This window comes from Pseudomonas fluorescens, from assembly GCF_000967965.1.
Classification (GTDB): Bacteria; Pseudomonadota; Gammaproteobacteria; order Pseudomonadales; family Pseudomonadaceae; genus Aquipseudomonas; species Aquipseudomonas grandcourensis.
The window spans coordinates 95,394-122,031 of the sequence record NZ_LACC01000014.1; the positions used below are offsets into that span (position 1 = coordinate 95,394).

Below are 26,638 nucleotides of genomic sequence, written 5' to 3' on the forward strand. Positions count from 1 at the left end.
CCAGGCCGGCCATAGGCCGAGCGCTTACGCAAGGCGCGAACTGCGCCTGTGATCTGAGGGTTACGATAGGTGGGGGGGCGCGAGTGAACGCCACCCGAGGTGGGTGGCGGTTAAAAAATCACTGAAGACAACACAATCCCTGTGGGAGCGGGCTTGCCCGCGAAGAGGCCAGCAAATTCAACATCTGTGTTGACTGACACACCGCCTTCGCGGGCAAGCCCGCTCCCACAGGTTTCTCTATTGGCAGTTAGTGAGTACCAGTGCCTGGATCACCCTGCGATTCCAGATCCCGCACCCGCGCCACCGCTTCATCGCGGCTGCTGACGCCGAGCTTGCTGTAGATATGGCTCAGGTGCCATTTCACGGTTTCCGGGGACAGCCCCAGCGCGCGGGCGATTTTCTTGTTGGGCAGGGCCTGGGCCAGCAGTCGAACCACTTCGATCTCCCGTTCGCTCAAGGGCTCGATCCCGGCCGCCAGCGGTTTGCTGGTTGCCGCCGTCGCGGGCTTGGTTTTCGAGACCGCAGGCGCTGTGGCCCCGGCGGCCTGCAAGCGTTCGACATAAAACGCCAGTACCGGGTCCAGGACTTCCCGGCTGGTGATATCGCAGATCAGTTTCAACCCGTCCGGATGGGCGTCGATGAGGCTGCGCACCAGGCCGAAGCGTTGCCCTCGGCGCAGCGCCTCCATGACCTTGTCCCGCGCCTGCTCATGGTGACCCCGTTCGGACTCGATCACGGCACTGAGCACCATCAGGCGTACCGCTCCAAGTTGGCGGCGGTGCCTTTCACAGGTTTGGATCAGCTGCTCTATGCGTGCGAAGGCGCCGTCCAGGTCGCCCTGCGCCAGTTGCCAGCGAGCGCGGGCGTTCTCGGCCAGGATGTGGATTTCCTTGAGTGCCGTGTGCCCGGCGTCCGGGTGGCGCGCGTCGATGGCATCCAGGCGCGCCAGCTTGGCCTGGGCTTGTGCGGTTTCCCCGAGTGTCAGCAACCAGCGCACCTGCCAGGTCAGGCAGTAGGCTTGCAGGCGCTCCAGGCCGAGTTTGATCGCGTACTCATCAAGGCGCTCGACGAACGCCAGGGCCTCCTGATGGTTGCCCGCCAGCCATTGCACATTCCACAGCACTTGCAGCACACGCAGCACGGAATCGGGAATCGAGATCCGTTCGAGAATGTCGATCCAGCCCGAGAGCATCTTGAACGCGGCGTCGAGGTCGTTGGTTTCGTACAGCACTTCGCCAAGCAGCGCAGCGGAGAGATAAGTCGCGTCGGCACCGCCCTTGCCGCATTGGCCGGCTTCATGCAACACATCGCGGTAAACCCGTTCCGCCTGGGTCATCTGGCCTTCAAGGGCCAGGCTCAAGCCGATCAGGCAACGACCCTGAAGGCTGCCCGCCGTGGTCCCCAACAGAGGCTGGCCATTGATCAGCAGGTTCGGCCGGTCGAGTTGCACCTGCCGGGCCTTTTCGTATTCACCGCGGTGCATGTACAGCCAGGACAGGATGTTGGCACAGGAGCCGATGGCCACGCTGTTGCTGCCCGCAGGCGGGTTGAGCAATTGCGGCAGGACCGTCATGGCCGCATCGGTGTCATCCCGCTGCAGGGCCAAAGAGGCGCGCAGCAGCGAGATCATGAAGCGGTCATGGACTTCGCTCTCGGGAACGTCGCGAAACAGTTGTTCGAGGCTGGCGGTGCAGGCCACGAAGTCCCTGGCATACAGCTGCATCCGCGTCTTGAGAATGCGCAGCTTGACTCGGGCCTGTACCTGTTCGACCGGCAACAGCCGCACCAACTCGATCAACATGCGCAGGTCGCCATGGGCGTACAGCGCCTCGCAGTGTTGTTCCACCAGATCGGCGGCGGCCGACGGGTCGCCGCCCATGACCGCATGGTGCACCGCTTCATCCAGGTGATTGTGCTCGCGGAACCAGTTCCATGCGCGAACGTGCACCGCTTGCTGCTCGGCGTGGCTTCGCGAGTCGAAATACTTGAGCAGGGTTTCGCGCAGCAATGGGTGCAGGCGATACCAGGTTTCGCGCTCGGCGCTGTCCACCGGAATCAGGAACAGGTTGTCCCGCTCCAGCCGCGTCAGCAGCGCGTTCGCCTCGGCAACCACCTGCGGGTGACCGCTCAAGGCCGCGCACAACGAGGCGCAGAAACGGTTGCACACGGCCATGAGCAGCAACAGGTCCAGGTCGGTCGGTGACAGGTGGGACAACACTTCGACTTCGAAAAACCTGGCGAAGGCTTGATCGTCCCGTAGCTGCGCTTGCACCGACGTTGCCTCTGTGGCGGCAGGCGGGCGATTCTTTTTGCGGCTGACGGCAAGCAGTTGCAGGCCGGCGACCCAGCCATCGGTCAGGTCATGCATCATCCGGGCGTCCCGGGCGCTGATCTCGCCCAACTGCGCCTTTAGGAACTGTTCGGATTCGGCGGCGGTGAAACGCAAGTCCCGCAGGTTCAGCTCCAGCACCAGTTCCTGGCTGCGCAACCGCGCCAGGGACAGCGGCACGACGCTGCGCGATACCAGCGCCAGGTGCAGGTTGGCCGGGGCGTAGTCGATCAGCCATTGCAGGGCCTGATGAATGCCCACGTCTGTCAGGTGGTGCAGGTCGTCGAGTACCAGCACCAGCTCACGGCCACGGCTGGCAATGCTGCGCACCAGAGTGATGACAGTGCGTTCCACGGCTTCGCTGTCGATGCCGCGACCTTCCAGTTGAGTCGCTTCGCGCACGAGCGTCGGGTCGATCTGGCCGAGGCTCGCCAACAGATAGTCAAGAAAGCGCGCCAGTTCGTTGTCATCGGCCGACAGCGTCAGCCACGCCACATCGAACCCCAGCGGCAACAGCGCCTGGCGCCAGGCAATCAGGGTCGAAGTCTTGCCACACCCGGCCGGCCCCTTGAGCACGATGCAACGCAGGCGGCGGGCCTTGAGCATTTGCTCCTGCAGGCGCTCGCGGGAAATCAGGCGCCCCGCGCTGCGCGGCGGAGTCAGTTTGGTACTGACGATCGGGGACTGAACCGGATTGAAGACCTGGCTGGCATGGGTGTCCGATGCATTGGACTTGCGGTGTTTATCCATGGGGCTGTCCGATTCTTTTTTGTTTTGTGAGTGCGCCGAATCTCATCGAGTGTAACCCAGACCATGGGCGGGATGACCCTGTCTTTGGCGGCCACCACCCGATGCGGGTGGTGGTCGGTGGGGCCGGGATTGATCTACTGGATGGCACAACAATAGGAGTGCTGCTGGCGCTCCAGAAGAATCACGGAGCGTTGGCGATGGGCGTACTGAGCGGCATTCGGGTGGTGGAGTTTGAGGCAATCGGGCCGGCGCCGTTTGGCACCATGCTGTTGGCCGACATGGGTGCCGACGTGGTGCGCATCGACCGGCCGCAGAAGGCCAGTGACCTGGGGCCGAAGCTTGAGGGCAAGCGCGCGGACATCACCGGGCGCAACCGCCGTTCGGTCACCCTCGACCTGAAACACCCCGACAGTGTCGCCGTCGCGCTGCAATTGATTGAACGCGCCGACGTGGTGATTGAAGGGTTTCGCCCCGGCACGATGGAGCGCCTGGGCCTCGGCCCGGAAGTCGCACTACTGCGCAATCCGCGTCTGGTCTACGCCCGTATGACCGGCTGGGGCCAGACCGGCCCGATGGCCGACCGCGCCGGCCATGACCTGAACTACATCGCCTTGTCGGGTGTGCTGTCGAGTATTGGCCCGGCCGGTGGTCGGCCGGTGCCGCCGCTGAACCTGGTGGGTGACTACGGCGGTGGCGGCATGTTGCTGGCGATGGGCGTACTGGCGGCGCTGCTCAATGTGCAGCGCGGCGGCACCGGGCAGGTGGTCGATGCGGCGATGACCGAAGGTGCGGCGCAGCTGGGCTCGGTGATCTGGGGCCTGCTGGCTGGTGGTCACTGGAAAGAACAGCGCGGCAGCAACCTGCTCGATGGCGGTGCGCCCTGGTACGACACCTACGAAACCCGCGACGGCCAGTACATGGCGATCGGGCCGATTGAATCGCGCTTTTATGGGCAGATGCTGGACATTCTCGGGCTTTCCAACGCAGACCTGCCCAGTCAGCACGACCGGGCGGGTTGGCCACGGTTGCGTGAGGCACTCACCGCTGCGTTCTTCGGTCGTACCCGCAAGCAGTGGGAGGAGGCCTTCGAAGGCAGCGACGCCTGCGTTGCGCCGGTGCTTGGGCTCGCCGAAGCGGCCAGGCACCCACACGGCATTGCCCGTGGCAGCTTCATCGAGGTCGACGGGGTGGTGCAACCGGTTCCGGCTCCGCGTTTCCTCGGCACGCCATCGGCGCAACCGCAACCGGCGCCCGAGCGTGGTGAGCATGGCGGTGCGGCACTGCGCGACTGGGGCTTCGACACCGCGGCCATCGAGCGCTTGCGTGAACTGGGCCTGGGTTTTGGCGCCTGAAAAACAACATGAAGAATCGCGCAGCGCAGGAGTTACACCATGGCCATTCAGTTCAAGATCATCGATCACGTGGCACTCATCACGCTCGATGCGCAACAGTCGAACAACGCGCTGACCGTCAGCGATCTGATGCACCTGCGCAAGACCCTGGGTGCCTGCCAGGATGACGAGCAGGTGCGGGTGATCGTCCTGACCGGTGCCGGCGAGCGCGCGTTTTGCAGCGGAGCAAGCCACAAGGAGTCGTTGCTGGCGGCATCCGGTTTTGTTGCCGGCAACTTCAAAAGCCGCGAAACCGAAGCCGAGGAGGGCGGCTACAGCCGGCTGTTCGACCTCAGTGACCTGGACATCTGGAAACCGGTGATTGCCGCCATCAATGGTGCCTGCCTGGGTGGCGGTCTTGAGCTGGCGCTGCAATGCGATCTGCGCATTGCCTCGGCCAGCGCCACGTTCGGCTTGCCTGAGGTGTGCGACGCGACCATTCCGGCGGCCGGTGGCGTGCAGTACTTGCTGCGCGCAATTCCAGCGGCCCATGCCATGAAAATGGCGCTGACCGGGGAATCGATCAACGCCGGGCAGGCCTTGGACATCGGTTTGATCATCGATCTGTTGCCCAGGGACCGTCTGCTGCCAGCGGCGCTGGAGCTGGCCGAGCGCATTGCCGCCAACGGCCCGCTCGCGGTGCAGTCGATCAAGCGCCTGGCCTTGCAGAGCGCCCATCTCGCACCCCGGGACTTCGTCACCCAGGCCCATCTGCACTGGGGCTTGCTGCGCGACAGCGAAGATCACGCCGAAGGGCGCATGGCACAGGTCGAGCAGCGTTCGCCGAAATACACCGGTACCTGATCCCCAGAGTCGCGTTCGTTACCTGACAACAATAATTCACAGGAGAACCTCATGTATCTGACCCAAGGCCTGCACCGCGTGCTGCAGCAACGTCCCCATGCCGTGGCGACGGTCTTTCGCGACCGCCGCCGCACCTATGCCGAACTGGCCGACCGGGTGGCTCGCCTGGCCGGGGCCTTGCAGCAACTGGGGATGCAGACCGGCGATCGCGTCGGTCTGCTGGGCCTGAACTCCGACCGGTTCCTTGAGTATTTCCTGGCGACCTGGTGGGGCGGTGGCGTGGTCAACCCGGTGAACATTCGCTGGAGCGTGCCGGAAATCGTCTATTCGCTGGACGACTGCGACACCCGCATCCTGCTGATCGACGACACCTTCCTGCCCCTGGCCGAAGGCATTGCCGGCAGCGCCAGGGTGCGGCCATTGCTGATTCACATTGGCGACGGGCCGTTGCCAGAGGGCATGCTGTCCTACGAGCAATTGATTGGTGAAGCCACGCCCGTGGACGACGCGTTTCGCGGCGGCGATGACCTGGCGAGCATCATGTACACCGGCGGCACCACCGGCCGACCGAAAGGCGTGATGCAGTCGCACATGAACCTGTGGACCGCTGCCGTGGCCCGCGCCGCCGACGTACCGGTGCCGGCGGACGCCTTGACCCTGCACATCGCGCCGATGTTCCACCTGGCGGCGCTGTCGCGGGTGATCCTGATTTCGCTGCTGGGGCTGCCGAGCATTTTCGTTCCGGCCTTCGATGCCCTGGACGTGATGCGCACCATCGAGCGCGAGCGCATCACCGATATCCTGATCGTGCCGACCATGCTTCAGGCGCTGATCATGCACCCCGATTTCGCCAGGCATGACCTGAGCTGCCTGCGCAGCCTCACTTATGGCGCTTCGCCGATTGCCGTGCCCTTGCTGGAAATGGCGCTCAAGGCCTTGCCGAATGTCGAGTTCACCCAAGGCTACGGCATGACCGAAGCGGCGCCGCCGATCTCCGCCAACGGCCCGGAAAACCACAGCGCCGAAGGCATCGCCAATGGCCGTCTGCGCTCGGCCGGGCGCCCGGGGCTGGGGGTCACGGTGCGCATCGTCGATGAACAGGACAACGAAGTGCCCTGCGGCACCGTCGGCGAAGTGGTGGTGCGCGGCCCGAACATCATGCTCGGCTACTGGAACAACCCCGAGGAAACCGCCAAGGCCTTGCGCGGCGGCTGGATGCACACCGGCGATGGCGCCTACATGGACGCCGATGGCTTCATCTACATCGTCGACCGCTTCAAGGACATGATCGTCAGCGGTGGCGAGAATGTGTATTCCGGCGAAGTGGAAAGCGCCATCGCCAGTCACCCGGCCGTCGCCGCCTGCGCAGTGATCGGCATTCCTTGTGCCCAGTGGGGCGAAGCGGTGCACGCGGTGGTGGTGCTCAAGCCGGACAACGAGGTTGCAAGCGCCCAGATCATTGAACACTGCCGTCGGCAGATTGCCGGCTACAAGACCCCGAAATCCGTGGAGTTCCGTGCTGCACTGCCGTTGTCCGGTGCGGGCAAGGTGCTCAAGCGCGATCTGCGTGAACCGTTCTGGCGCGGCACGGATCGGGGCGTGAGCTGACAGCATGTACATGACCCAATGCCTGCAACGCACGCTGCAACAGAACCCGGACCACATCGCGACTATCCATGGCGAGCGTCGCCACACCTACCGTGAATTTGGCGAACGGGTGGCTCGCCTGGCGGGTGCCTTGCAGAAACTCGGCATGGCGGCCGGTGACCGGGTCGGCATGCTGGCGCTGAACTCCGACCGCTACCTGGAATACATCATGGGCGTGTGGTGGGGCGGCGGGGTGCTCAATCCGGTGAACATCCGCTGGAGCGTGCCGGAAATCGTCTATTCGCTGGACGATTGCAGTACTGGCATCCTCATCGTCGATGAGCACTTCGTAGCGCTGGCCGAAGGCATTTGTGCCAGGGCCCGTCGTGCGCCGCTGTTGATTTATGCGGGTGACGGTGACGTGCCGGCCGGCATGTCGGGTTTCGAGCAATTGATTGCCCAGACTGCGCCAGTGCAAGACGCCGGGCGGGGCGGTGAAGACCTTGCCTGCATCATGTACACCGGCGGCACCACCGGGTTTCCCAAGGGTGTCATGCAGTCGCACCTGAACCTGTGGTCGGCGTGCATGCCTCGCATGGTGGACATGCCGCCGATCCACGGCGGCCTGTTGATGCATGTCGCGCCGTTGTTCCATGTCGCCGGCATGGCCCGTGCACTGATTCAGTTTCTGGCCGGTGAAAGCCATGTGCTGGTGTCGAGTTTCGACCCCTTGCAGGCCTTGCAGATGATTGAGCACGAACGGGTCACCGAGACGTTGCTGGTGCCGACCATGATCCTTGCGCTGTTGGCTCATCCTGACTTTGACAAGTATGACCTGGGCAGCCTGAAACGCCTGACCTACGGCGCTTCACCCAGCGCCGGGGATATGGTCGGGCAAGTGCTGGCCAGACTGCCGGACATCGAACTTTCACATTCCTACGGACTGACCGAGGCCTGCCCGGTGGTGTCCAGCAATCTGCCGTGCAATCACACGCCAGAGGCGCGCATCAGCGGCCTTTCACGCTCGGTAGGGCGTGGCGGCCTGGGCGTTAACGTGAAGATTGTCGATCCGCAGGGCCAGGAGGTGCCCCGCGGCACGGTGGGCGAGATCATTGTGCGCGGACCGAACATCATGCAGGGCTACTGGAACAAGCCCGAGGAAACCGCCAGGGCGTTGCGCGACGGGTGGCTGTACACCGGCGACGCGGCGTGGATGGACGAGCAGGGTTACCTGTTCATCGTCGACCGCTTGAAGGACATGATCGTCAGCGGTGGGGAAAACGTTTACTCGGCGGAAGTCGAAAACATACTGTCGCGACACCCGGCCGTGGCGATGTGCGCGGTGATCGGTGTTCCCCATGAGCAGTGGGGCGAGGCGGTTCACGCGGTGGTGGTGTGCAAGCCCGGTGCCCAGGCCGATGAGGAGCAATTGCGGCTGTTTTGTCGTGAATTCATCGCCGGCTACAAGTGCCCCAAGAGCGTGGAGTTCCGCGACGAGCTGCCACTGTCGGCGGCGGGCAAAGTCCTCAAGCGCGAACTGCGCAAGTAACCACACCACAAAACTTTGTAGGAGCGAGCCTGCTCGCGATAGCGGAGTGTCAGACGACGGATGTGTTGAATGTGACGCCGCCATCGCGAGCAGGCTCGCTCCTACAGGGGGGTGTGTTGCCTGCCTGATTTTCGTTGTTCAAATCCCCCGCAATCCGCTACCCGATCCGGGTGGCTTCATCACCCACCCCCCGCCAATACAGTGGACCCACGAACCAGGCGCGTGCCTGCCTGGCAACCCACTGGAGATCCCGATGCACATCAACCGTACCGTCTACCGTGAAGACCACGAAATGCTGCGTGAAACCGCGCGGCGTTTCTTCGAGCGTGAATGCCTGCCCAAGCAGGCGCAGTGGGACGAGGCCGGGCAGGTCGACCGGGAAACCTGGCTCAAGGCGGGCCGCCATAACCTGTTGTGCCTCACCGTGCCCACCGAATACGGCGGTGGCGGTGGCGACTTCGGTCACTCGGCGGTACTGATCGAAGAGCTGTACCGTGCCGGTGTCTCGGGCTGGAGCCTGGGTGTGCATTCGGACATCGTCGCCCCCTACATCGTGCGCCTGGGCACTGAAGAGCAGAAGCAGCAATGGCTGCCGAAAATCTGCTCCGGCGAAACCGTGCTGGCGGTGGCCATGACCGAACCGGGCACCGGCTCCGACCTCAAGGCCATTCGCACCACCGCCGTGCGTGACGGTGACGAGTGGGTGATCAACGGCAGCAAGACCTTCATCAGCAACGGCCTGACTTGCGACATGGTCGTGGTGGTGTGCAAGACCGACCCGAGTGCGGGCGCCAAGGGTTGCAGCCTGATCATGGTCGAGTGCAATCGCGAGGGTTTCCGTCGTGGCCGCAAGCTGGAGAAGGTCGGCCAGCACGCTGCCGACACCGCCGAGTTGTTCTTCGACGACGTGCGCGTGCCGGTGGGCAACCTGCTCGGTGAAGAAAACAAAGGCTTCATGCACCTGATGGAAGAGTTGCCGCAGGAACGTCTGGTGATCGCCCTGTACTGCGCCGCCAAGCTCGAACGCCTGCTGGAGCAGACCGTCGAGTACGTCAAGGACCGCAAGGCCTTCAACCAGACCGTGTGGGACTTCCAGAACACCAAATTCAAGCTGGCCGACATCAAGGCCAAGGCCACCGCCGTGCGCCTGACCATCGACCACTACATCGCCGAACACATGCGCCGTCGCCTGACCGTGCAGGAGTCGGCCATCGCCAAGCTGTACGCCACCGAGACGCTTTGGCAGTGCATCGACGACATGGTCCAGCTCCACGGCGGCTACGGCTACATGCTCGAGTACCCGATTGCCCGCGCCTTCGTCGACATGCGCGTGACGCGCATCTTTGGTGGCACCAGTGAAGTGTTGCGCGAACTGATCGCGCGCCAGTTGTGATCCTTCCCCCTCATTTTCAGGTGACACCATGAGCGAAAAAGTCCTGGTTGCCGGCGTCGGCATGATCCCGTTCCGCAAGCCCAGCGAAAGCCCGACCTATGTGCAGATGGGCTCCGAAGCGATACGCCTGGCCCTGGCTGATGCGGGCATCGACTACAAACTGGTGCAAGAAGCCTATGCCGGTTATGTCTACGGCGACTCCACCTGCGGCCAGACCGTGCTGTACGAAGTGGGCATGACCGGGATTCCGGTGGTCAACGTCAACAACAACTGCTCCACCGGTTCCACCGCGCTGTTCCTGGCGCGCAAGGCCATCGAGTCCGGTTCGGCCGATTGCGTATTGGCGGTGGGTTTCGAGCAGATGCAGGCCGGCGCATTGAAATCCCACTGGGACGACCGCCCGCCAACCCGCGAGCGCTTCCTGCCGATCCTGCGCGGTCTCACCGCCGATATGGATGGCATGCCCCAGGCCATCCGTACCTTCGGTGGTGCCGGGCGCGAGTACATGCACAAATATGGCACCAAAATGGAAACCTTCGCCGCCGTGCGCGCCAAGGCCAGCCGTCATGCAGCCAACAACCCGCTCGCATTGTTTCGCAAGGTGCTCAGCGTCGAAGACGTGATGAACGACCCGGTAATTCTGCCAGGCGTCTTGACGCGCCTGATGGCCTGCCCGCCAACCTGCGGCGGTGCCGCGGCGATCCTGGTGTCCGAGCGTTTTGCGAAAAAGCATGGCCTGCGCCGCGATGTGGAAATCGTCGCCCAGGCGATGACCACCGACACCCCGGAGTCCTTCAATTTCGAAAAGCCGTCGCTGCTCGACTGGGTCGGTACCCACATGACCCACGCCGCCGTGAGCCAGGTCTACGAGAAGGCCGGTGTCGGCCCGCAGGACATCGATATCTGCGAGCTGCATGACTGCTTCGCCCAGAACGAAGTGATCTGCTACGAATCCCTGGGTTTCTGCCCCGAGGGCGGAGCCGAGAAGTTCGTCATGGACGGCGACAACACCTATGGCGGACAGATCGTCATCAACCCGTCCGGCGGCCTGCTTTCCAAGGGCCATCCCTTGGGCGCGACCGGTCTGGCGCAGTGCTACGAGCTGACCCGACAATTGCGCGGCAACGCCGATCAGCGTCAGGTCGACGGTGCACGTCTGGCCATGGCCCATAACCTCGGGCTGGGCGGTGCATGCGTGGTGACGCTGTACGGCAAAGTCAGTGGAGGTGCCCAGTGAGCAGCTTGCTCGACGCCTTTCGCCTGACCGCGCTACCGCCACACGCCGAGGCCTTTCGTGCCGAGGTCAAAGGATTTCTGGCCGAGCATCTGCCGAGCGTCCCGGCGGATGTGCGGGCCCGCAGCTGGACCGGTTTCGACGCCGGTTTCAGTCGCCAACTGGCGCAACGTGGCTGGGTCGGCCTGACCTTGCCGGCCGCTTATGGCGGTGCCGGGCTGGATGCATTCAGTCGCTTTGTGCTGGTCGAGGAGCTGCTGTCGGCCGGTGCTCCGGTGGCGGCACACTGGATCGCCGACCGCCAGAGCGGGCCGTTGATCCTGAAATTCGGCAACGACGCGCAGAAGGATTTTTTCCTGCCGCGCATCTGCGCCGGCAAGGCGTTTTTCTGCATCGGTATGAGCGAACCGAACTCGGGGTCGGACCTGGCCAGCGTGCGCAGCCGCGCCACCCGCTGCCCTGAAGGCTGGCGCCTGAGCGGTCGCAAGATCTGGACCACCAACGCCCATCACGCCGACTACATGATCGCTCTTGTGCGCACCAGTGGTTCGCCCGAGGACCGTCACAACGGGCTGTCGCAATTCATCATCGACCTCAGGCAGCCGGGCATCAGCGTGCGTCCCATTGTCGACCTGGCGGGCGACGCGCATTTCTCCGAAGTGGCCTTCGACGACGTCTTGCTCGGCGAAGACGCGTTGGTGGGCGAGGAGGGCAGCGGCTGGAAGCAGGTGAATGCCGAACTCGCGTTCGAGCGCAGCGGGCCGGAACGTTTCTACTCCAGCGTGGTGTTGCTCGATCTGTGGGCCGACACCTTGCGCCGTCACGGCGCCACTGCACAGGAATCCGCGTTGCTCGGCAGTTTCCTCACGCAGTTGACCTGCCTGCGCAATCTCTCGCTGGCGCTGACGGCGTTGCTCGCCCGGGGCGAAAGCCCGGTGGTGGAAGCCGCGTTGGTCAAGGACATCGGCACTGAATTCGAACAGGCGATCCCGTCAGCGATTGCCTCGGCGATCAGCGCCCATCCGGATGTACCCGTCGATGAGGAGCTGTACCGCACGGTCGCCTACCTGAACCAGGTCGCGCCGACTTTCTCGTTGCGCGGCGGCACCCGGGAAATCCTGCGCGGCATGATCGCCCGCGGCCTTGGCCTGCGCTGATGCACTTCGAATAGGAAAAACTTCATGTTCACTGAAGCCATTGAAAAGATCCTCAGCGACTTTTGCACGCCGGCACTGGTCCGTGCTGTGGAAGGCGGAGACAGCGCCGCAACGCTGTGGAGTGCCCTGGAAGACAGCGGCTTTCTCGAATTGCTGACGCCAGAAGTCGCTGGTGGAGCGGGACTTGCGCTGAATGCACTGCTGCCGATTTTTGTCGCCTTCGGTCGCTGCGCGCTGCCGGTCCCGGCGGCGCAAAGCATTGCCGCCCGCGCTCTGCTGCGTGACTGCCCGATCACACCACCGACCGGCATGGTGACCCTGGCCGGTACAGCCTGTCGCCAGCCCGATGGCCTGTTGTGTGTGCCGCGTGTGGCGTTTGGTTTGTTGGCTGATTTCGCCCTGGTCAACCTGGAAGGCGAGTTGCAGCTGCTCGATTGCAGCCTCGCCCGGCGCGAGTCCACGGGCGTTCACGGCAGTCAATGCGCCACCTTGTACTGGCCGCAGGATTCACTCGGCAGCGCAATCGGCAATAACGGCGAAGAAGTTCGGGTGTTCAACGCCGCCATTCACGCCGCCACCATCGCCGGGGCCATGGAGCAGGTTCTCGCCATGACGCTGGAGTACTGCAACGACCGGGTGCAGTTCGGCAAGGCCATCGGCAAATTCCAGGCCGTGCAGCATCAACTCAGCGTGATGGCCGAGCAAGTGGCCGCCGCGCGCATCGCCGCTGAACTGGCGTTTGCCGGCGATTTGCAGGTGCCGGACCTGATGGCGACGGCCATTGCCAAAGCGCGGACCAGCATGGCCGTGCCTCAAGTCACTGCCATCGCCCACGCACTGTTCGGCGCCATCGGCGTGACCGAAGAACTGAACTTGCAATTGTTCACCCGGCGCCTGCACGAGTGGCGCATCAGCGACGGCTCGGAAACCTGGTGGAACGGCATCGTCGGCCAGGCGTTTCTCGAACAACCGGATACCTGCGCCAGCCATTTCGTGCGTCACGTCACCCTGTCCCCATCGGCCTGAGGATCATTCATGAGCGCGTTTTTGAAATACGAACAGGAAGGTCATGTCGTCACCCTGACGATGAATGACCCCGAGCGACGCAACCCGCTGACCGGCAACAGCGCGGTGCCGGAATTCCTCGAAGCCATTGAGCGAATCGAACGCGACAGCAGTGTGCGTGCAGTGATCATCACCGGCGCCGGCACTGCGTTCTGCTCCGGTGGCAACGTGCGCGACATGGATCGCTACGCGCAGATGTCGGGCATGCAATTGCGTCAGGAATATCGCACCGGCATTCAGCGCTTGCCCTTGGCATTGTTCAATCTGGAAGTACCGGTAATCGCCGCGGTCAATGGCGCGGCCATCGGCGCGGGGCTGGATCTGGCGTGCATGTGCGACATCCGCGTGGCGTCGGAGCACGCGAAGTTTGCCGAGAGCTTCGTCAAGCTGGGGATCATCCCTGGCGACGGCGGTGCCTGGTTGTTGCCACGCATCATCGGTTTGTCCCGCGCTACCGAACTGACCCTGACCGGGCAAATGATCGACGCTCGCCAGGCCGAGCAATGGAACCTGGTGTCCCGGGTTGTTCCCGCCGAGCAGTTGCTGGATGCGGCGCGGGACATCGCCGCGTCGATTGCCGCCAACCCGCCTCACGCCGTGCGCCTGGCCAAGCGTTTGTTGCGCGAGGCCTTGCACACCCGACTCGACACGCTGCTGGAAATGTCGGCGACGTTCCAGGTGCTGTCGCACCAGACCGCCGATCACCGCGAAGCCGTGGCGGCGTTTATCGACAAGCGAACACCGACTTTTACCGGGTGAGTGTCACCGAGCGTAACGCACGGTGAGCGTTGTTCAAACCGGGTTGTTACGCGGCACAAAACCCCATCAATAACGCTGTTTCAAATCACCCGTTCGGGTGTGAGACCCCCAACGGAGCGCCGCTAGCATGGGCGCTCCAACACTTAATCCTTAACCGGAGAAACCGCATGACAACAAAAACAATGCGCGGAGTCTTCCAGCCGAGTCTGCTGGCCGTCGCTGTGATGGTTGCCACTTGCGCGAGCAATCAGGCTCACGCTGTGGCTTTCAATATCGGGGAAATTCAGGGCAGTTTCGATTCGTCGCTGTCGATTGGCGCGAGCTGGTCGGCAGCTGATCCAGACAAGCAATTCATTTCCAACTTCAACTCCCAGGGTGTCACCGGCGGCAAGTCTGCGTCCCGGACCACCGACGACAACCGCCTGAACTTCAAGAAGGGTGAAACCTTCTCGAAGATCTTCAAGGGCGTGCATGACCTGGAGCTCAAGTACGGCGACAGCGGCGCCTTCGTGCGCGGCAAATACTGGTACGACTTCGAGCTGATGGACGAGAGCCGTCCGTTCTATGACATCGACGACTCGGGGCGTGACCGTGCGGCCAAGTCGTCCGGCGCGATGTTCCTCGACAGCTTCGTCTACCACAACTACTCGATTGGCGATCAGGTCGGCAACGTGCGCCTGGGCAAGCAAGTGGTGAGCTGGGGCGAGAGTACCTTCATCGGCAACTCGATCAACAGCATCAACCCGATTGACGTCGCCGCGCTGCGTCGTCCCGGTGCCGAAGTGAAGGAGGGCCTGATCCCGGTCAACCTGCTCTATGTGTCCCAGGGCCTGGCCGACAACATCACCGCCGAAGGGTTTTACCAGCTGCAATGGGACAAGTCGGTGGTCGACAACTGCGGCACGTTCTTCGGCAATGACGGCGTGCCGCAAGGCTGTGATGACCGCCTGGTGATCGCCGGTCTCGACCTGCCACCGGGTGTCGCGAAGAACACTGGCGGTTTGGCTGCCATTGCTGCCGGCACCGACGACGCGTTCATCCCGCGCCTGAAGGACAACGATGCCCGCGACGGTGGCCAGTATGGCCTGGCGCTGCGCTGGTATGTGCCGGAAGCCAACGACACCGAGTTCGGTGCCTACGCGATGAATTACCACAGCCGCAACCCGTTCCTGAGCATCACTCAGATGAGCAACCCGGCCGGTGGCGTGACCTCGGCGCGCAGTGCGCGTTACTTCATCGATTATCCGGAAGACATTCGTCTGTATGGCTTGAGCTTCCAGACCAACGTCGCCGGCGTATCGCTCGGTGGCGAACTCAGCTACCGGCCAAACATGCCGCTGCAGCTGAACACCGCTGACCTGTTGTCCGCCGCGACCTTCGGCGCGACGTCACCGCTGATCACCACCGGTTTCGCCGGACGCACTCTGGGGGCCGAGGTCAACGGCTACAAGCGCATGCCGGTGACCCAGGCGCAGGTGACTGCCACGCAGTTCTTCGATCAGGTCTTCGGCGCCAGTCGCCTGACCCTGGTGGGCGAGGTGGGTTACAACAAGATCAACGGCCTGGGCAAGGCGGACGGTACGGACTTGCGCTTCGGTCGCAGTCCGGCCTTCGGTTCCGGCGAACTGCCGGGCGCAGCGGGAGCGGCCACTTGCCGTGGGACCGCAGCGGGCCTGCCCAACGCCAGCAACCCGGCGCAGGAGTGCAACAACGATGGCTTCTACACCAGCAGCAGCTGGGGTTATCGCCTGCGCGGCAAGCTCGATTACCCGAACGTGATCGCCGGTATCAACCTGTCGCCGAACCTTGCCTGGTCTCACGACGTGCAGGGTTTCGGCCCGAACTTCGATGAAGGCTCCAAGGCCGTGAGCCTCGGTGTCGACGCCGACTACCAGAACACCTACACCGCCAGCCTGAGTTACACCAACTACTTCGGTGGCGATTTCAACACCAACGTCGACCGCGACTACGCCGCGCTGAGCTTCGGCGTGAATTTCTGATGCAACCCTGCCAGAGGAAACTGAACATGAACGCACGTTTAATTCTGCGCGCTGGCGCACTGAGTCTGTCGTTGCTGGCCAGCGGTGTGATGGCCGCGGTTTCTCCGCAGGAGGCGTCGCAACTGGGGACTACGCTGACGCCGTTGGGGGCGCAGAAAGAGGGCAATGCCAACGGCAGCATTCCGGCCTGGACCGGGGGCCTCAAGCCCGGTGCGGCGGCACTCGACAATGGTTTTCTCGGCGATCCGTTTGCCGGTGAAAAACCGCAGTTCGTGATCACGGCAGCCAACGTCGACCAGTACAAGGACAAGCTGACCCCAGGCCAGCTGGCGATGTTCAAGCGCTATCCGGACAGCTACAAGATCCCGGTGTACAAGACCCAGCGCACCGCGGCGTCACCGCAGAACGTCTATGACATCGCGAAAAAGAGCGCGGTGACCACCGAGCTGACGCCCGATGGCAACGGACTGGTGAACTTCACCCAGACCCGTTACTACCCGTTCCCGATCCCGAAGAACGGCGTGGAGATCTATTGGAACCACACCAACCGTTATCGCGGTGGCAACATGGAACGTATAGCGGCCCAGGCGGCTCCGCAAACCAACGGCTCTTACTCCATCGTCGAATACGAAGACAAGCTGGCCTTCCCGCAATTGATGGAAGGTGTCGATGCCGGGCAGGCCGATAACGTCCTGTACTACTACAAACAGGAAATCACCGCGCCGTCGCGCATGGCCGGCAGCGTGATCCTGATCCACGAGACCATCGACCAGGTCAAGGAACCGCGCCTGGCGTGGGTCTACAACGCCGGTCAGCGTCGCGTACGGCGAGCACCGCAAGTGGCTTACGATGGCCCGGGCAACGGTTCCGACGGCATGCGCACCGCCGACAACACCGACATGATGAACGGTGCTCCGGATCGTTATGACTGGAAGCTGGTGGGCAAACAGGAGCTGTACATCCCGTACAACAACTACAAATTGCAGTCGCCGAAGGTCAAGTACGACGACATCATCAAGCCGGGGCATATCAACCAGGACCTGACGCGCTATGAACTGCACCGCGTCTGGCACGTGCAGGCCACGCTCAAGCCCGGTCAGCGTCACGTGTATGCCAAGCGTGACATGTACTTCGACGAGGACACCTGGCAACTGGCCGAGGTCGATCACTACGACGGTCGTGGCCAGCTGTGGCGGGTGGCGGAAGGTTATGCGATCAACGATTACGAGCGTGGCGCGCCGAACTTCGCGATGCTTGGCATCTACGACCTGATCGCCGGCCGCTACAACGTGCTGGCCATGACCAACCAGTCCAGGCATGCCACCACCTATGGCTTGACCGCGAAGATGACCGACTTCACCCCGGCTGCGCTGCGCAACGACGGCATTCGCTGACCGTTCGCCCCCGCCGCAAGCAACGCCCTGTTCGCAGGGCGTTATGCATGGCGAGCCTTGCACCCACCTGATGCGGGTGGCGCGCAAACCGGTGTCCGGCTCAATGATGGAGTCCACTTCCCATCAGCGAGGTCCGCCATGTTTGTGCCACGGCCGCATCTGATCGATGCACTTGAGGGCAAGCAGTGCCGCTTGCAACTGCTTTGCGCGCCTGCCGGATATGGCAAGACGTCATTGTTGCAGCAGTATTTGCAAGGCATTGCGCCGCCGGGGCAAGTGGTCTGGATGTCTTTGGGCGCACAGCCGCAGACGCTGGAGCACTTCATTTCAGGACTGGCGGGTGAATTGGGGCTGGCGGCTGATACTGCGCCGGATGCGGTATTGGCGTTTCTCGATTCAAGAGCTGTGGTGCCTGAGCTATTGCTATCGCGAGCAGGCTCGCCCCTACAGGGGAACGCGGTTAACTGTAGGAGCGAGCCTGCTCGCGATGAGGCCCTTGAGGTAGCCCCAATCCACCTGGTATTCGACGATCTTCCCGTCGATATGCCCGCAGACCTGAACCACTGGTTCGACCAACTCCTGTCCCTCAAAACACCACGACTGCAAGTGTTGGTCACCTGCCGCCAGCGCCCAGACTGGAATCTGCCGCGCTTGATGCTGACCGGCCAGTTGCAGGAGCTGGGCGCCGGGCAACTGGCCCTGCGCCCCGATGAGTTCGAATCGCTGATCGATGCCCTGGCGCCACACACCGATGCACCGGCCAGAGAAAAACTCTGGCATGAGACAGGCGGGTGGTGCGCCGGTATTCGCCTGTCGCTTTCTCTGGAGCAGGCACGGTCCTCACCCTTGCTCGGCCAATACCTTGAGCGCGAACTGTTGTCGCGGCTGAGCCAGGAACAGCGCGAGGTCCTGTGTGGGCTCGCGCATTTGTCCCGATTCAGCGCGGACTTCTGCGAGCAGTTATGGGAAGGCCAGCAGGGTGGTCGGGTATTTCACAGCCTGCTGGACTGCCGGGCATTTCTGTTCCCGGTCGAGCAACAGCCCGGTTGGTATCGCCTGCTGCCCGCCGTGGCACAGGCCCTGCAAAACCAGTTGAGCGCAGCACCGTTGAATCGGTTGCGCCTGCGGGCCTGTCAGTTGCTCAGCGTGCTGGGGCATGTCGATGAGGCGGTGGAGCAGGCGTTGTGCGCTGATCAGCCGGAGGTGGCTGCCAATTACATGGAGCGCTTGTGGCTGAGCTGGATCCTCGGCGAACGTCATCTGAGCAAGCTGATGGACTGGCGTGAGCGTATCGAACCGCAGTTGCTGCACAGCAGCCCGCGCCTGATCTATCTGTGCGCCAAGGCCTTGCTGTTCAGCGGGCGACTGGACGAAGCCGCCGAGTGCCTGGCGCGGCTCGGGCATTTTCTGCCGTTGCCCGATGCCCGGCGCAATCAGCGTCTGCTGGCGAACTGGCAGGCGCTGTACGGCACCTTGCAGGCATTGCGCGGCCATGCCGATTCGGCGCGCCTGCATTGTCGGGCGGCCCTTGACGAGCTGACGGCGGAGGATTGGCTGTCGGTGTTGTTGTGTCATTGCATCCTGGCGCGGATCGCGATGGAGGGCGGCGACTTTGTCGAGGCCCAGTCGCTGCTGGATCACTCACTGGAACTGGCCCGGCGCCAGGGCAGTCATGAGTCGGAAGTGTTGGTCAACGTCGACCGGGCGCGCCTGCTGATGCTTCAGGGGCAATGGGGGCAGGCGCAATCGCTGGTGCGAAGCGAGCTCAACCGACTGACCGTGAAGGGCGCGCAACCTTACCCGTTGCTCGGGCGGCTGCTGTTCATGCAAGGCGAGTTGCTGTTGCAACAGGGCCACACCCACGAAGCCGAAGTGGTGGTGCAGGCAGGGCTGTTGCAGGTCCGCGACTGCTGCGCCCCCTTTGTGCTCAACGCCTACCTGCTGTTGTCGGAAATCGCTTCGCGCAGCCATGACCCGGAAAAGGCCCGCTGGCATTTGCACGAAGCCGAGCGGCGCATGCATTGGGGCAAGATCCACGCGGCGTGTTACCAAGGGCCGATCGCACGGCAGAACGCCCGGATCGCTGCCCGCGAGCAACCGGCCAACGACGACAAGGTTTCGCCGGTTCGCCTGACCGGCGTGGCGGATTACCAGGATGACCTGACGCCCCGCGAGGTCTCGGTGCTCAAGTTGCTGGCCGAAGGCATGTCGGTACGGGAGGTGGGCAGCCGCTTGTTCATCTCGGAAAATACCGTGAAAACCCACGCCAAGAACATCAACGTCAAGCTCGGCGCGTGCCGTCGCACCCAGGCCATCAACAGCGCCAAGGCCATGGGCATCCTCGCTTGAATCCATCGACGTGACGCCACCCACCTGATCCGGGTGGCGGCGTCGCGCCAGCGATGATCAACCATGCAGCCAGACCCTGTGCATTGCAGCCCGACCGTGGCCGCGTCCTGACAAAAACAAGAGAGGTAGTGATGAGCGCCATCGAGAGTTCGACGAGCTGTGACATCCGCACGATCCTGGAAAAACAACGCGCGGCCTTTCAGGCCCGCGAACCCTATACCCTTGAAGAGCGCTGCGAGTTGCTCGACCGGGCGATCGGTTTGCTGGTCAATCATGAGCAGGAAATCATCGAGGCCCTGAGCGCCGATTTCGGCCATCGCAGCCCCGGTTTCTCCAAGGGCAGTGAAGTGCTGTCGCCACTGGCGACGCTCAAGCAGACCAAAGCCGAACTGGCGCAATGGATGCGCTCGGAACAGCGCCAGGCCCGGGCCGGTGAAGCCTGGGTGCAGTACCAGCCCCTGGGGGTCGTGGGCATCGTCACGGCCTGGAACGTGCCTGGCTACATGGTGTTCAGCGGGCTTGCCGGCGCGTTGGCAGCGGGCAACCGGGTGATGATCAAACCGTCGGAATTCAATCCGCATACCTCTGAGTTGATCGCTCGGTTGATCCGCTCTGTGTACGCCGAAGATGAGGTAGCGGTGGTTCTGGGCGGTGCGCAGGTCGGCCAGGCGTTCTGTGGCCAGCCGTTCGACCATCTGCTGTTCACCGGCGCCACCAGCATCGGCAAACATGTGTTGCGGGCGGCGGCGGAGAACCTGGTGCCGGTGACCCTGGAGCTGGGCGGCAAGTCGCCGACGATTATCTCGCGCTCGGCGGACTTCAACGACGCGGTGGCCAAGGTCGTGATCGGCAAGCTGCTCAACGCCGGCCAGTTGTGCGTGGCACCGGACTACGTGTTTGTCCCGCAAGAGTCGGTGGACGCCTTCATCGGCGTGGCGAAAGCCGTAGTGGCGAAGTTCTTCCCGACGCTCAGGGACAACCCCGACTACACCTCGATCATCAACGCCCGGCATTTCGAGCGCTTGCAGGATTACCTGAGCGAGGCCCGCGCCGGCGGTGTCGAGCTGATCGAACTGAATGCCGGTGCTGAAGATTTCAGCCAATCGACACTGAACAAGATCGTGCCGACGTTGCTGCGCAACCCCGGTGACGATTTGCAGGTGATGCAGGACGAAATCTTCGGCCCGCTGCTGCCGATCAAACCCTACGAAACCATCAGCGAGGTCATCGCCCAGATCAACGCGCGGCCGCGTCCGCTGGCCTTGTACTACTTCGGTAACGATGCCGCCGAAGAGGCCCAGGTACTCAGCCGCACCTGTTCCGGTGGCGTGACCCTCAACGGCGTTATGAGCCACGCCAGCACCGAAGGTTTGCCATTCGGCGGCGTCGGCCAGAGCGGCATGGGTGCCTACCACGGCATCGACGGTTTCCGCACTTTCAGCCACGCCAAGGCCGTCTTGCGTACAGCGGCCAACCCGGTCTGAACCCCACATCATTGTTGAGAGAACTGCCATGAAAGCTGCCGTATTCCATCAGGTTGGAGCCCCGCTGGTCATCGAAGAGGTGGGCATCAGCAAACCGGGTCCGCGCGAAGTGTTGATCCGCACTAAAGCGGTGGGTGTGTGCCACTCCGACTTGCACGTCATCGACGGCTCGTTTCCCTATCCCGGCCCGATGGTGTTGGGTCATGAAGCTGCCGGTGTGGTCGAGCAGGTCGGCTCCGAAGTGCGTTCGGTCAAGCCCGGCGATCATGTGGTCACCTGCCTGACGGTGTTCTGTGGCCACTGCGATCACTGCGTGACCGGCCATCTGGCGCGCTGCGTGTCGCCGGAAACCAAACGTGGCAAGGACGAAGAGCCGCGCCTGACCTACGTGCACAAACCGATGCCGCAATTCGTCAACCTGTCCGGGTTCGCCGAGCAGATGCTGGTGCACGAAAACGCCTGCGTGGCGATCCGCCGCGACATGCCTCTGGACCGCGCCGCCTTGCTCGGTTGCGCGGTCACCACCGGCACCGGCGCGGTGTTCAACACCGCCAAGGTGCGGCCGGGCGAGACCGTGGCCGTGATCGGTTGCGGCGGTATCGGCCTGGCCGCGATCAACGGTGCGGCGCTGGCCGGGGCAGGGCGGATCATCGCCATCGACATGCTCGACTCGAAGCTGGAGCTGGCCAGGCAGTTCGGCGCCACCGATGTGATCAACGGTCGCGATGGCGATGCCGCCAAGCAAGTGATGGAGCTGACCCGTGGTGGTGTGCACCACGCGTTCGAATGCATCGGCCTCAAGCAAACCGCCGAGCAGGCGTTCGCCATGTTGGCCCGTGGCGGTACCGCCACGGTGATCGGCATGCTCAAGCCGGGCCTGAAGATCGAACTCGACCCGCTGCAATTGCTCCACGAACGGCGCATTCAGGGTTCGCTGATGGGCTCCAACCGCTTCCCGGTCGACATGCCGCGCCTGGTGGATTTCTACATGTCCGGCAAGCTCAAGCTCGACGAGATGATTTCCCAGCGCATCCGCCTGGACCAGATCAACGAGGCGTTCGATGAACTGCGTCGCGGTGAGCTGGCGCGCTCGGTGATCGTTTTCGAATAAACACCGCAGTTCCCCTGTGGGAGCGGGTAAGCCCCAATGCTTTTGGAGTGGATGGATGGACATTGAATTTTCCCCACAGGAACAGGCCTTTCGCCAGAAAGTCCGGGCCTTCTTGCGCGACAATTTGCCTGGCGAACTGTCCGAGCGGATTTCGTTGGGCAAACGCCTGAGCAAAACGCATCAGGTGCAATGGATGCAGATCCTCGACCGGCAAGGCTGGCTCGCGCCGGGGTGGCCGGTCGAGTTCGGCGGTACCGGATGGAGTGCCGTGCAAAAGCATATTTTCGACGAGGAATGCTTTGCCGCGGGCGCACCGAAGGTGGTGTCGTTCGGCCTGAAAATGGTCGCGCCAGTGATCATCAAGTTCGGCACCGCCGAGCAGAAAGCACATTTCCTTCCCCGGATTCTTTCCTGTGAGGACTGGTGGTGCCAGGGCTACTCCGAGCCGGGTGCCGGTTCTGATTTGTCGTCGTTGAAAACCCGCGCAGTGCGCGAGGGCGATCACTACGTGGTCAACGGCCAGAAAACCTGGACCACCTTGGCGCACTTTGCCGACTGGATGTTCTGCCTGGTACGCACCGATCCCGAGGCCCGTCAGCAACGGGGCATTTCGTTCCTGCTGATCGATATGAAAACCCCGGGCATCACGGTGCGGCCGATCATCACCCTCGACGGCGAGCATGAAGTCAACGAGGTGTTCTTCGACAACGTGCGGGTGCCGGTGGCGAATCTGGTGGGGCAAGAGAATGAGGGCTGGACCTGCGCCAAGTACTTGCTGACCCACGAGCGCACCAGCATCGGCGGGATCGCGCAGAACAAAGCATTGCTCACCCGGCTCAAGCGCATTGCCAGCCAGGAAGTCCGTGACGGTCGGCCGCTGATCGAAGATCCGTTGTTCCGCGCGCAGATCGCCGAAGTCGACATGCAATTGATGGCGGCCGAAATGAGCAACCTGCGCACGTTGGCGGCGACACAAAACGGCGATGTACCCGGTGCCGAAAGCTCGTTCCTGAAGATCAAGGGCACCGAGATCCGGCAGGCCATCACCTACCTGATCAGCAAGGCCGTGGGTCCCTATGCATTGCCGTTCATTGAAGATGAACTGGGTTATGGCAGCGAACCGTTGCTCTACACCGACTACAGCAGCGCGGCCACCTACCAGTACCTGGATGCGCGCAAGGCCTCGATCTATGGCGGCGCCAATGAAATCCAGAAGAACATCATCGCGAAAATGATCCTCGAACTCTAAGGCGCCACGACCATGGATTTCAAACTGACAGAAGAGCAGCTGATGCTGCAGGAAACCGCCGCACGCCTGGTGCGTGACGTTTACGGTTTTGAGCATCGCGAGCAATACCGCCGGAGCAGGCAGGGTTTCAGTGGCCCGTTCATGCAGCAACTGGGTGAACTCGGACTGTGCGCCGTGCCCTTTGCCGAAGCCTATGGCGGCTATGGTGGCAGCGGTGTGGAGAACATGCTGATCATGACCGAACTGGGCCGGGGGCTGTGCCTGGAGCCTTACCTGCACTCGGTGATTTTCGCCGGCGGCCTGGTCGAGCAGTTGGGCTGCGCAGCCCAGAAAGACACGCTGTTGCCGCAAGTCGGCAGCGCCAGCCTGCAACTGGCCGTGGCCCTCGATGAGCCGCAGAGTCACTACCAGTTGCACGACGTTCAGACCATCGCCGAGCCAGTCAGCGGCGGCTGGAAACTTAGTGGCCGCAAGTCGGTGATTATCGGTGGCCAGAGCGCCGGGCTGATTCTGGTGTCGGCGCGCACCAGCGGCGGTGTTCGGGACGAGAAGGGCATCACGCTGTTCCTGGTCGACCCGCAAGACAACGGCGTCAGTCGACGCACCTTCGACACCCTGGATGGGCGGATGGCCTGCGAGCTGTACCTTGAGGACGTGTTCGTCAAAAGCACTGCGGTACTCGGCGAAGTGGGGCAGGCCTTGCCAGCGCTGCGTTATCAGCAAGGCCGCTGCATCGCCGCGCAATGCGCTGAGGCTGTCGGCAGCATGGAAGCGGCGTGCGCGTTGACCCTCGATTACCTGAAAACGCGCCAGCAGTTCGGTCAGCCCATCGGCAAGTTCCAGGTGCTGCAACACCGCATGGTGGATATGCGCATCGAGCTGGACCAGGCCACTTCGATGACCCTGCTCGCCGCCTGCGTGGCCGATCAGGCCGACAGTGACGAGCGCAGCCGCGTCCTGGCCGCGGCCAAGTTCATCATCAGCCGCGCCAGCCGTTTTGTCGCGGACCAAAGCATCCAGTTGCACGGCGGTATCGGCCTGACTTGGGAATACATGTTGTCGCACCATGCCAAGCATCTGCTGATGGTGGCGCGTCAGTTCGGCGATGACGATCACCACTTGCAGGTTTACGCGAAGTTGATGCCGGTGGCGTAAAGCGCGGGGCGGTGGCGCTGGCTATCGTTGCCTGACGTCCTCGAACGAACCTGTGTGCACCTCGCCGCTGCGGGTGTAGCGGGCGATCAGTACCCCTCCGGGTGAACTGATCGAATTCACCAGGGTGAAGGCCGATGCTTGTGCGTTGTCGTCGAACAGGCGCTTGCCGCGCCCCAGCAGGATGGGATGAATCATCAGCCGCAACTCGTCCACCAGGCCGGCGGCAAGCAGTTGGCGCACCAGGTCACCGCTGCCTTGGGTCAGTAGCTGAGGACCGTCCTGGCGTTTGAGCGCGCCGATCGCATCGACCAGGTTGCCCTCCAGCGCATGACTGTTGTGCCAGGCTAGCGAGTCGGCGCGATGGGTGGCCACGTGCTTGGGGGCGGCGTTGAACAGGTCAGCGATGGTGTGATGGGTTGCGTCGGCCTGAATGTGCGGCCAATAGGCGGCGAAGATGTCGTAGGTACGACGCCCCAGCAGCAGCTCGAATGGCTGTGAGAACAGGTCCTGTACGGCCTGGCCGGTGGTTTTGTCGGCGTAGGGCACTATCCAGCCACCGAAGCGGAATCCGCCACTGGAATCCTCCTCAGGCCCGCCGGGCGCTTGCATGACACCATCCAGACTCACGAATGCAGCAACGGTCAATGTGCGCATGCTGATCTCCTGATTGATCCTGGTTTAAGCGTTATCCGCCACAGGAATGACCGACTTCATGTTCGATGAAAGTCGTATGGCGGCTGGTTCTGACAAATGGTAGGTAGTTTTTGTCTTGAAAACGCAATTGCTAATTTGTATCATTTGCTTTCAATTCAGCGAAGCAGGGAACGCAGCGCCAAAACAATAATAAGGTCAAGGCAATGCTCAAAATGCTTCTCGTGTACGGTCATCTGCTCGCTACGTGTATTGCCTTGGGGAGGGTGTTGCAGGCGGATCACAAGCTTTGGAGTTGGCGCAAGGAAATACTGGACCAGGCGAGGCTTGAATACCTCGATGAAACCCAGAAGATTGTCAGCCTTGCGCTGCTGGCCCTTTGGGCAAGCGGACTGTTGCTGGTGCTTCAGGGTTATCTCAATGAAGGCGACGTGTATCTGCTCAATCAGAAACTCTGGGCCAAGGTGACGGTCGTCGCGCTGCTGAGCCTCAACGGTGCACTATTGCATCGAATCGGCTTCCCGCTGCTGCAAAAGGCTCCATTCGTCGCACTGCGCAGTGCAGGCCGCACGCGGCTCGCCTTGTTGGGGGCGCTTTCCATGAGCGGTTGGCTATTCGCCGCTTTCCTGGGGGTGGCTCGAGCATGGAATCACGTGTTGCCTTACCTGCATGTGATGGGCGCATTCGCCGGATTCTCGTTACTGGCCTGTTGCGTGGCACTGGCAGTCGCCGGCAGGGCGGGCAGTGTCGGTGAGCAAAAAAACTCGGTACCGGGTTAGCGATCGACAGACCGTGTTTCGTACCTGTAAACCTCTGGTTTAAAACGTAAAGTACCGCCGCCCATGCCACTCCCGCATGGGCAATCCCCCCTCATCCCCATCTGTGTCCCCAGGCCGTCGGTCGGCTTTCTGCTGCGCGGGTTGACCCAGCGCCAGAAAGGGCTAACTTCTGTGTGTGGGAAAAAATCCCACGCGCAAGAATTCAAAAGAAGATGTAGGTTTGACGGTTTGCTCCCATGCCGCTCCCGGATCGCAACGCGTATGGCGTTGACACTGCTCGCGGTAAATCACCAGGAGAATGCACGATGAACAATTACCTGCTTTTCAAGAGAGGATTGCTGGCGCTGGCAATTGGCGGTGTCCTTTCGGCTTCCATCGTTCTGGTACCAGATTCCATTTCCCATGACTCCAGTGCCTATGCCAAGGATGGTGGTGGTGGTGGTGGTGG

At 62.6% G+C, this 26,638-nt stretch carries 19 protein-coding genes; 17 read left to right on the forward strand and 2 right to left on the reverse strand.

Features of this window, described 5'->3' with window-relative positions; genetic code table 11:
• Positions 1-247 precede the first annotated feature (247 nt).
• Complete coding sequence (locus VC35_RS12615) at positions 248-3,079, reverse strand: winged helix-turn-helix domain-containing protein (protein ID WP_046040406.1); 2,832 nt, start codon at positions 3,077-3,079, stop codon at positions 248-250.
• 197 nt (positions 3,080-3,276) lie between these two features.
• Here VC35_RS12615 and VC35_RS12620 point away from each other — a divergent pair, with 197 nt between their 5' ends.
• The 16 genes from VC35_RS12620 to VC35_RS12695 all read left to right on the forward strand — a co-directional run bounded on the left by VC35_RS12620 (position 3,277) and on the right by VC35_RS12695 (position 24,760).
• On the forward strand, positions 3,277-4,431 hold the full coding sequence (locus VC35_RS12620) for a CaiB/BaiF CoA transferase family protein (RefSeq protein ID WP_046040407.1): 1,155 nt from the start codon (positions 3,277-3,279) through the stop codon (positions 4,429-4,431).
• Positions 4,432-4,470: 39 nt separating this feature from the next.
• Positions 4,471-5,274, forward strand: a complete 804-nt coding sequence (locus VC35_RS12625; RefSeq protein ID WP_046040408.1) for an enoyl-CoA hydratase/isomerase family protein — start codon at positions 4,471-4,473, stop codon at positions 5,272-5,274.
• 51 nt (positions 5,275-5,325) lie between these two features.
• The gene (locus VC35_RS12630) at positions 5,326-6,882 is read left to right on the forward strand and encodes an acyl-CoA synthetase (protein ID WP_046040409.1); all 1,557 of its coding nucleotides are present in this window, start codon (positions 5,326-5,328) and stop codon (positions 6,880-6,882) included.
• Between the two features lie 4 nt (positions 6,883-6,886).
• Entirely contained in the window at positions 6,887-8,410 is a 1,524-nt protein-coding gene (locus VC35_RS12635; protein ID WP_046040410.1) for a long-chain-fatty-acid--CoA ligase, read from the forward strand.
• Between the two features lie 253 nt (positions 8,411-8,663).
• Positions 8,664-9,803, forward strand: a complete 1,140-nt coding sequence (locus VC35_RS12640; RefSeq protein ID WP_046040411.1) for an acyl-CoA dehydrogenase family protein — start codon at positions 8,664-8,666, stop codon at positions 9,801-9,803.
• A 28-nt stretch (positions 9,804-9,831) separates the two neighbouring features.
• A complete protein-coding gene (locus tag VC35_RS12645; protein WP_046040412.1) occupies positions 9,832-11,040 on the forward strand; it encodes a lipid-transfer protein in 1,209 nt (402 codons plus the stop codon).
• Positions 11,037-12,194 (forward strand): acyl-CoA dehydrogenase family protein, encoded by a 1,158-nt coding sequence (locus tag VC35_RS12650; RefSeq protein WP_046040413.1) that lies wholly within the window; start codon positions 11,037-11,039, stop codon positions 12,192-12,194. The genes VC35_RS12645 and VC35_RS12650 overlap by 4 nt, the downstream gene beginning before the upstream one ends.
• A gap of 24 nt (positions 12,195-12,218) precedes the next feature.
• The gene (locus VC35_RS12655) at positions 12,219-13,220 is read left to right on the forward strand and encodes an acyl-CoA dehydrogenase family protein (RefSeq protein ID WP_046040414.1); all 1,002 of its coding nucleotides are present in this window, start codon (positions 12,219-12,221) and stop codon (positions 13,218-13,220) included.
• A 9-nt stretch (positions 13,221-13,229) separates the two neighbouring features.
• Positions 13,230-14,018 (forward strand): crotonase/enoyl-CoA hydratase family protein, encoded by a 789-nt coding sequence (locus VC35_RS12660; protein ID WP_046040415.1) that lies wholly within the window; start codon positions 13,230-13,232, stop codon positions 14,016-14,018.
• 167 nt (positions 14,019-14,185) lie between these two features.
• Positions 14,186-16,018: a DUF1302 domain-containing protein gene (locus VC35_RS12665; protein ID WP_046040416.1), complete on the forward strand. Its 1,833-nt coding sequence runs from the start codon at positions 14,186-14,188 to the stop codon at positions 16,016-16,018.
• A gap of 26 nt (positions 16,019-16,044) precedes the next feature.
• Positions 16,045-17,412, forward strand: a complete 1,368-nt coding sequence (locus VC35_RS12670) for a DUF1329 domain-containing protein (protein WP_046040417.1) — start codon at positions 16,045-16,047, stop codon at positions 17,410-17,412.
• 138 nt (positions 17,413-17,550) lie between these two features.
• A complete protein-coding gene (locus tag VC35_RS12675) occupies positions 17,551-19,761 on the forward strand; it encodes a helix-turn-helix transcriptional regulator (protein ID WP_046040419.1) in 2,211 nt (736 codons plus the stop codon).
• A gap of 53 nt (positions 19,762-19,814) precedes the next feature.
• Positions 19,815-21,245 carry a coniferyl aldehyde dehydrogenase gene (locus VC35_RS12680; protein WP_259674434.1) on the forward strand — a complete coding sequence of 477 codons (1,431 nt, stop codon included), beginning with the start codon at positions 19,815-19,817 and terminating at the stop codon, positions 21,243-21,245.
• 28 nt (positions 21,246-21,273) lie between these two features.
• A complete protein-coding gene (locus VC35_RS12685) occupies positions 21,274-22,356 on the forward strand; it encodes a Zn-dependent alcohol dehydrogenase (protein ID WP_046040422.1) in 1,083 nt (360 codons plus the stop codon).
• A gap of 55 nt (positions 22,357-22,411) precedes the next feature.
• Positions 22,412-23,605 carry an acyl-CoA dehydrogenase family protein gene (locus VC35_RS12690; RefSeq protein WP_046040424.1) on the forward strand — a complete coding sequence of 398 codons (1,194 nt, stop codon included), beginning with the start codon at positions 22,412-22,414 and terminating at the stop codon, positions 23,603-23,605.
• 12 nt (positions 23,606-23,617) lie between these two features.
• Positions 23,618-24,760 (forward strand): acyl-CoA dehydrogenase family protein, encoded by a 1,143-nt coding sequence (locus VC35_RS12695; RefSeq protein WP_046040425.1) that lies wholly within the window; start codon positions 23,618-23,620, stop codon positions 24,758-24,760.
• A gap of 21 nt (positions 24,761-24,781) precedes the next feature.
• Here VC35_RS12695 and VC35_RS12700 read toward each other — a convergent pair whose 3' ends face one another.
• Positions 24,782-25,414: a dihydrofolate reductase family protein gene (locus VC35_RS12700; RefSeq protein WP_046040426.1), complete on the reverse strand. Its 633-nt coding sequence runs from the start codon at positions 25,412-25,414 to the stop codon at positions 24,782-24,784.
• 203 nt (positions 25,415-25,617) lie between these two features.
• Between VC35_RS12700 and VC35_RS12705 the strand changes: the two genes are divergently transcribed.
• Positions 25,618-26,190: a DUF2214 family protein gene (locus tag VC35_RS12705; protein WP_046040428.1), complete on the forward strand. Its 573-nt coding sequence runs from the start codon at positions 25,618-25,620 to the stop codon at positions 26,188-26,190.
• The last annotated feature ends 448 nt before the right edge of the window (positions 26,191-26,638 follow it).

Bases quoted from the DNA above. Each gene is read 5' to 3' on its own strand.
- VC35_RS12620 (WP_046040407.1), top strand. From the start codon at position 3,277: ATGGGCGTACTGAGCGGCATTCGGGTGGTGGAGTTTGAGGCAATCGGG.
- VC35_RS12705 (WP_046040428.1), top strand. From the start codon at position 25,618: ATGCTCAAAATGCTTCTCGTGTACGGTCATCTGCTCGCTACGTGTATT.
- VC35_RS12635 (WP_046040410.1), top strand. From the start codon at position 6,887: ATGTACATGACCCAATGCCTGCAACGCACGCTGCAACAGAACCCGGAC.
- VC35_RS12670 (WP_046040417.1), top strand. From the start codon at position 16,045: ATGAACGCACGTTTAATTCTGCGCGCTGGCGCACTGAGTCTGTCGTTG.
- VC35_RS12665 (WP_046040416.1), top strand. From the start codon at position 14,186: ATGACAACAAAAACAATGCGCGGAGTCTTCCAGCCGAGTCTGCTGGCC.
- VC35_RS12685 (WP_046040422.1), top strand. From the start codon at position 21,274: ATGAAAGCTGCCGTATTCCATCAGGTTGGAGCCCCGCTGGTCATCGAA.
- VC35_RS12675 (WP_046040419.1), top strand. From the start codon at position 17,551: ATGTTTGTGCCACGGCCGCATCTGATCGATGCACTTGAGGGCAAGCAG.
- VC35_RS12625 (WP_046040408.1), top strand. From the start codon at position 4,471: ATGGCCATTCAGTTCAAGATCATCGATCACGTGGCACTCATCACGCTC.
- VC35_RS12640 (WP_046040411.1), top strand. From the start codon at position 8,664: ATGCACATCAACCGTACCGTCTACCGTGAAGACCACGAAATGCTGCGT.
- VC35_RS12655 (WP_046040414.1), top strand. From the start codon at position 12,219: ATGTTCACTGAAGCCATTGAAAAGATCCTCAGCGACTTTTGCACGCCG.
- VC35_RS12700 (WP_046040426.1), bottom strand. From the start codon at position 25,414: ATGCGCACATTGACCGTTGCTGCATTCGTGAGTCTGGATGGTGTCATG.
- VC35_RS12660 (WP_046040415.1), top strand. From the start codon at position 13,230: ATGAGCGCGTTTTTGAAATACGAACAGGAAGGTCATGTCGTCACCCTG.
- VC35_RS12690 (WP_046040424.1), top strand. From the start codon at position 22,412: ATGGACATTGAATTTTCCCCACAGGAACAGGCCTTTCGCCAGAAAGTC.
- VC35_RS12630 (WP_046040409.1), top strand. From the start codon at position 5,326: ATGTATCTGACCCAAGGCCTGCACCGCGTGCTGCAGCAACGTCCCCAT.
- VC35_RS12695 (WP_046040425.1), top strand. From the start codon at position 23,618: ATGGATTTCAAACTGACAGAAGAGCAGCTGATGCTGCAGGAAACCGCC.
- VC35_RS12680 (WP_259674434.1), top strand. From the start codon at position 19,815: ATGATCAACCATGCAGCCAGACCCTGTGCATTGCAGCCCGACCGTGGC.
- VC35_RS12615 (WP_046040406.1), bottom strand. From the start codon at position 3,079: ATGGATAAACACCGCAAGTCCAATGCATCGGACACCCATGCCAGCCAG.
- VC35_RS12645 (WP_046040412.1), top strand. From the start codon at position 9,832: ATGAGCGAAAAAGTCCTGGTTGCCGGCGTCGGCATGATCCCGTTCCGC.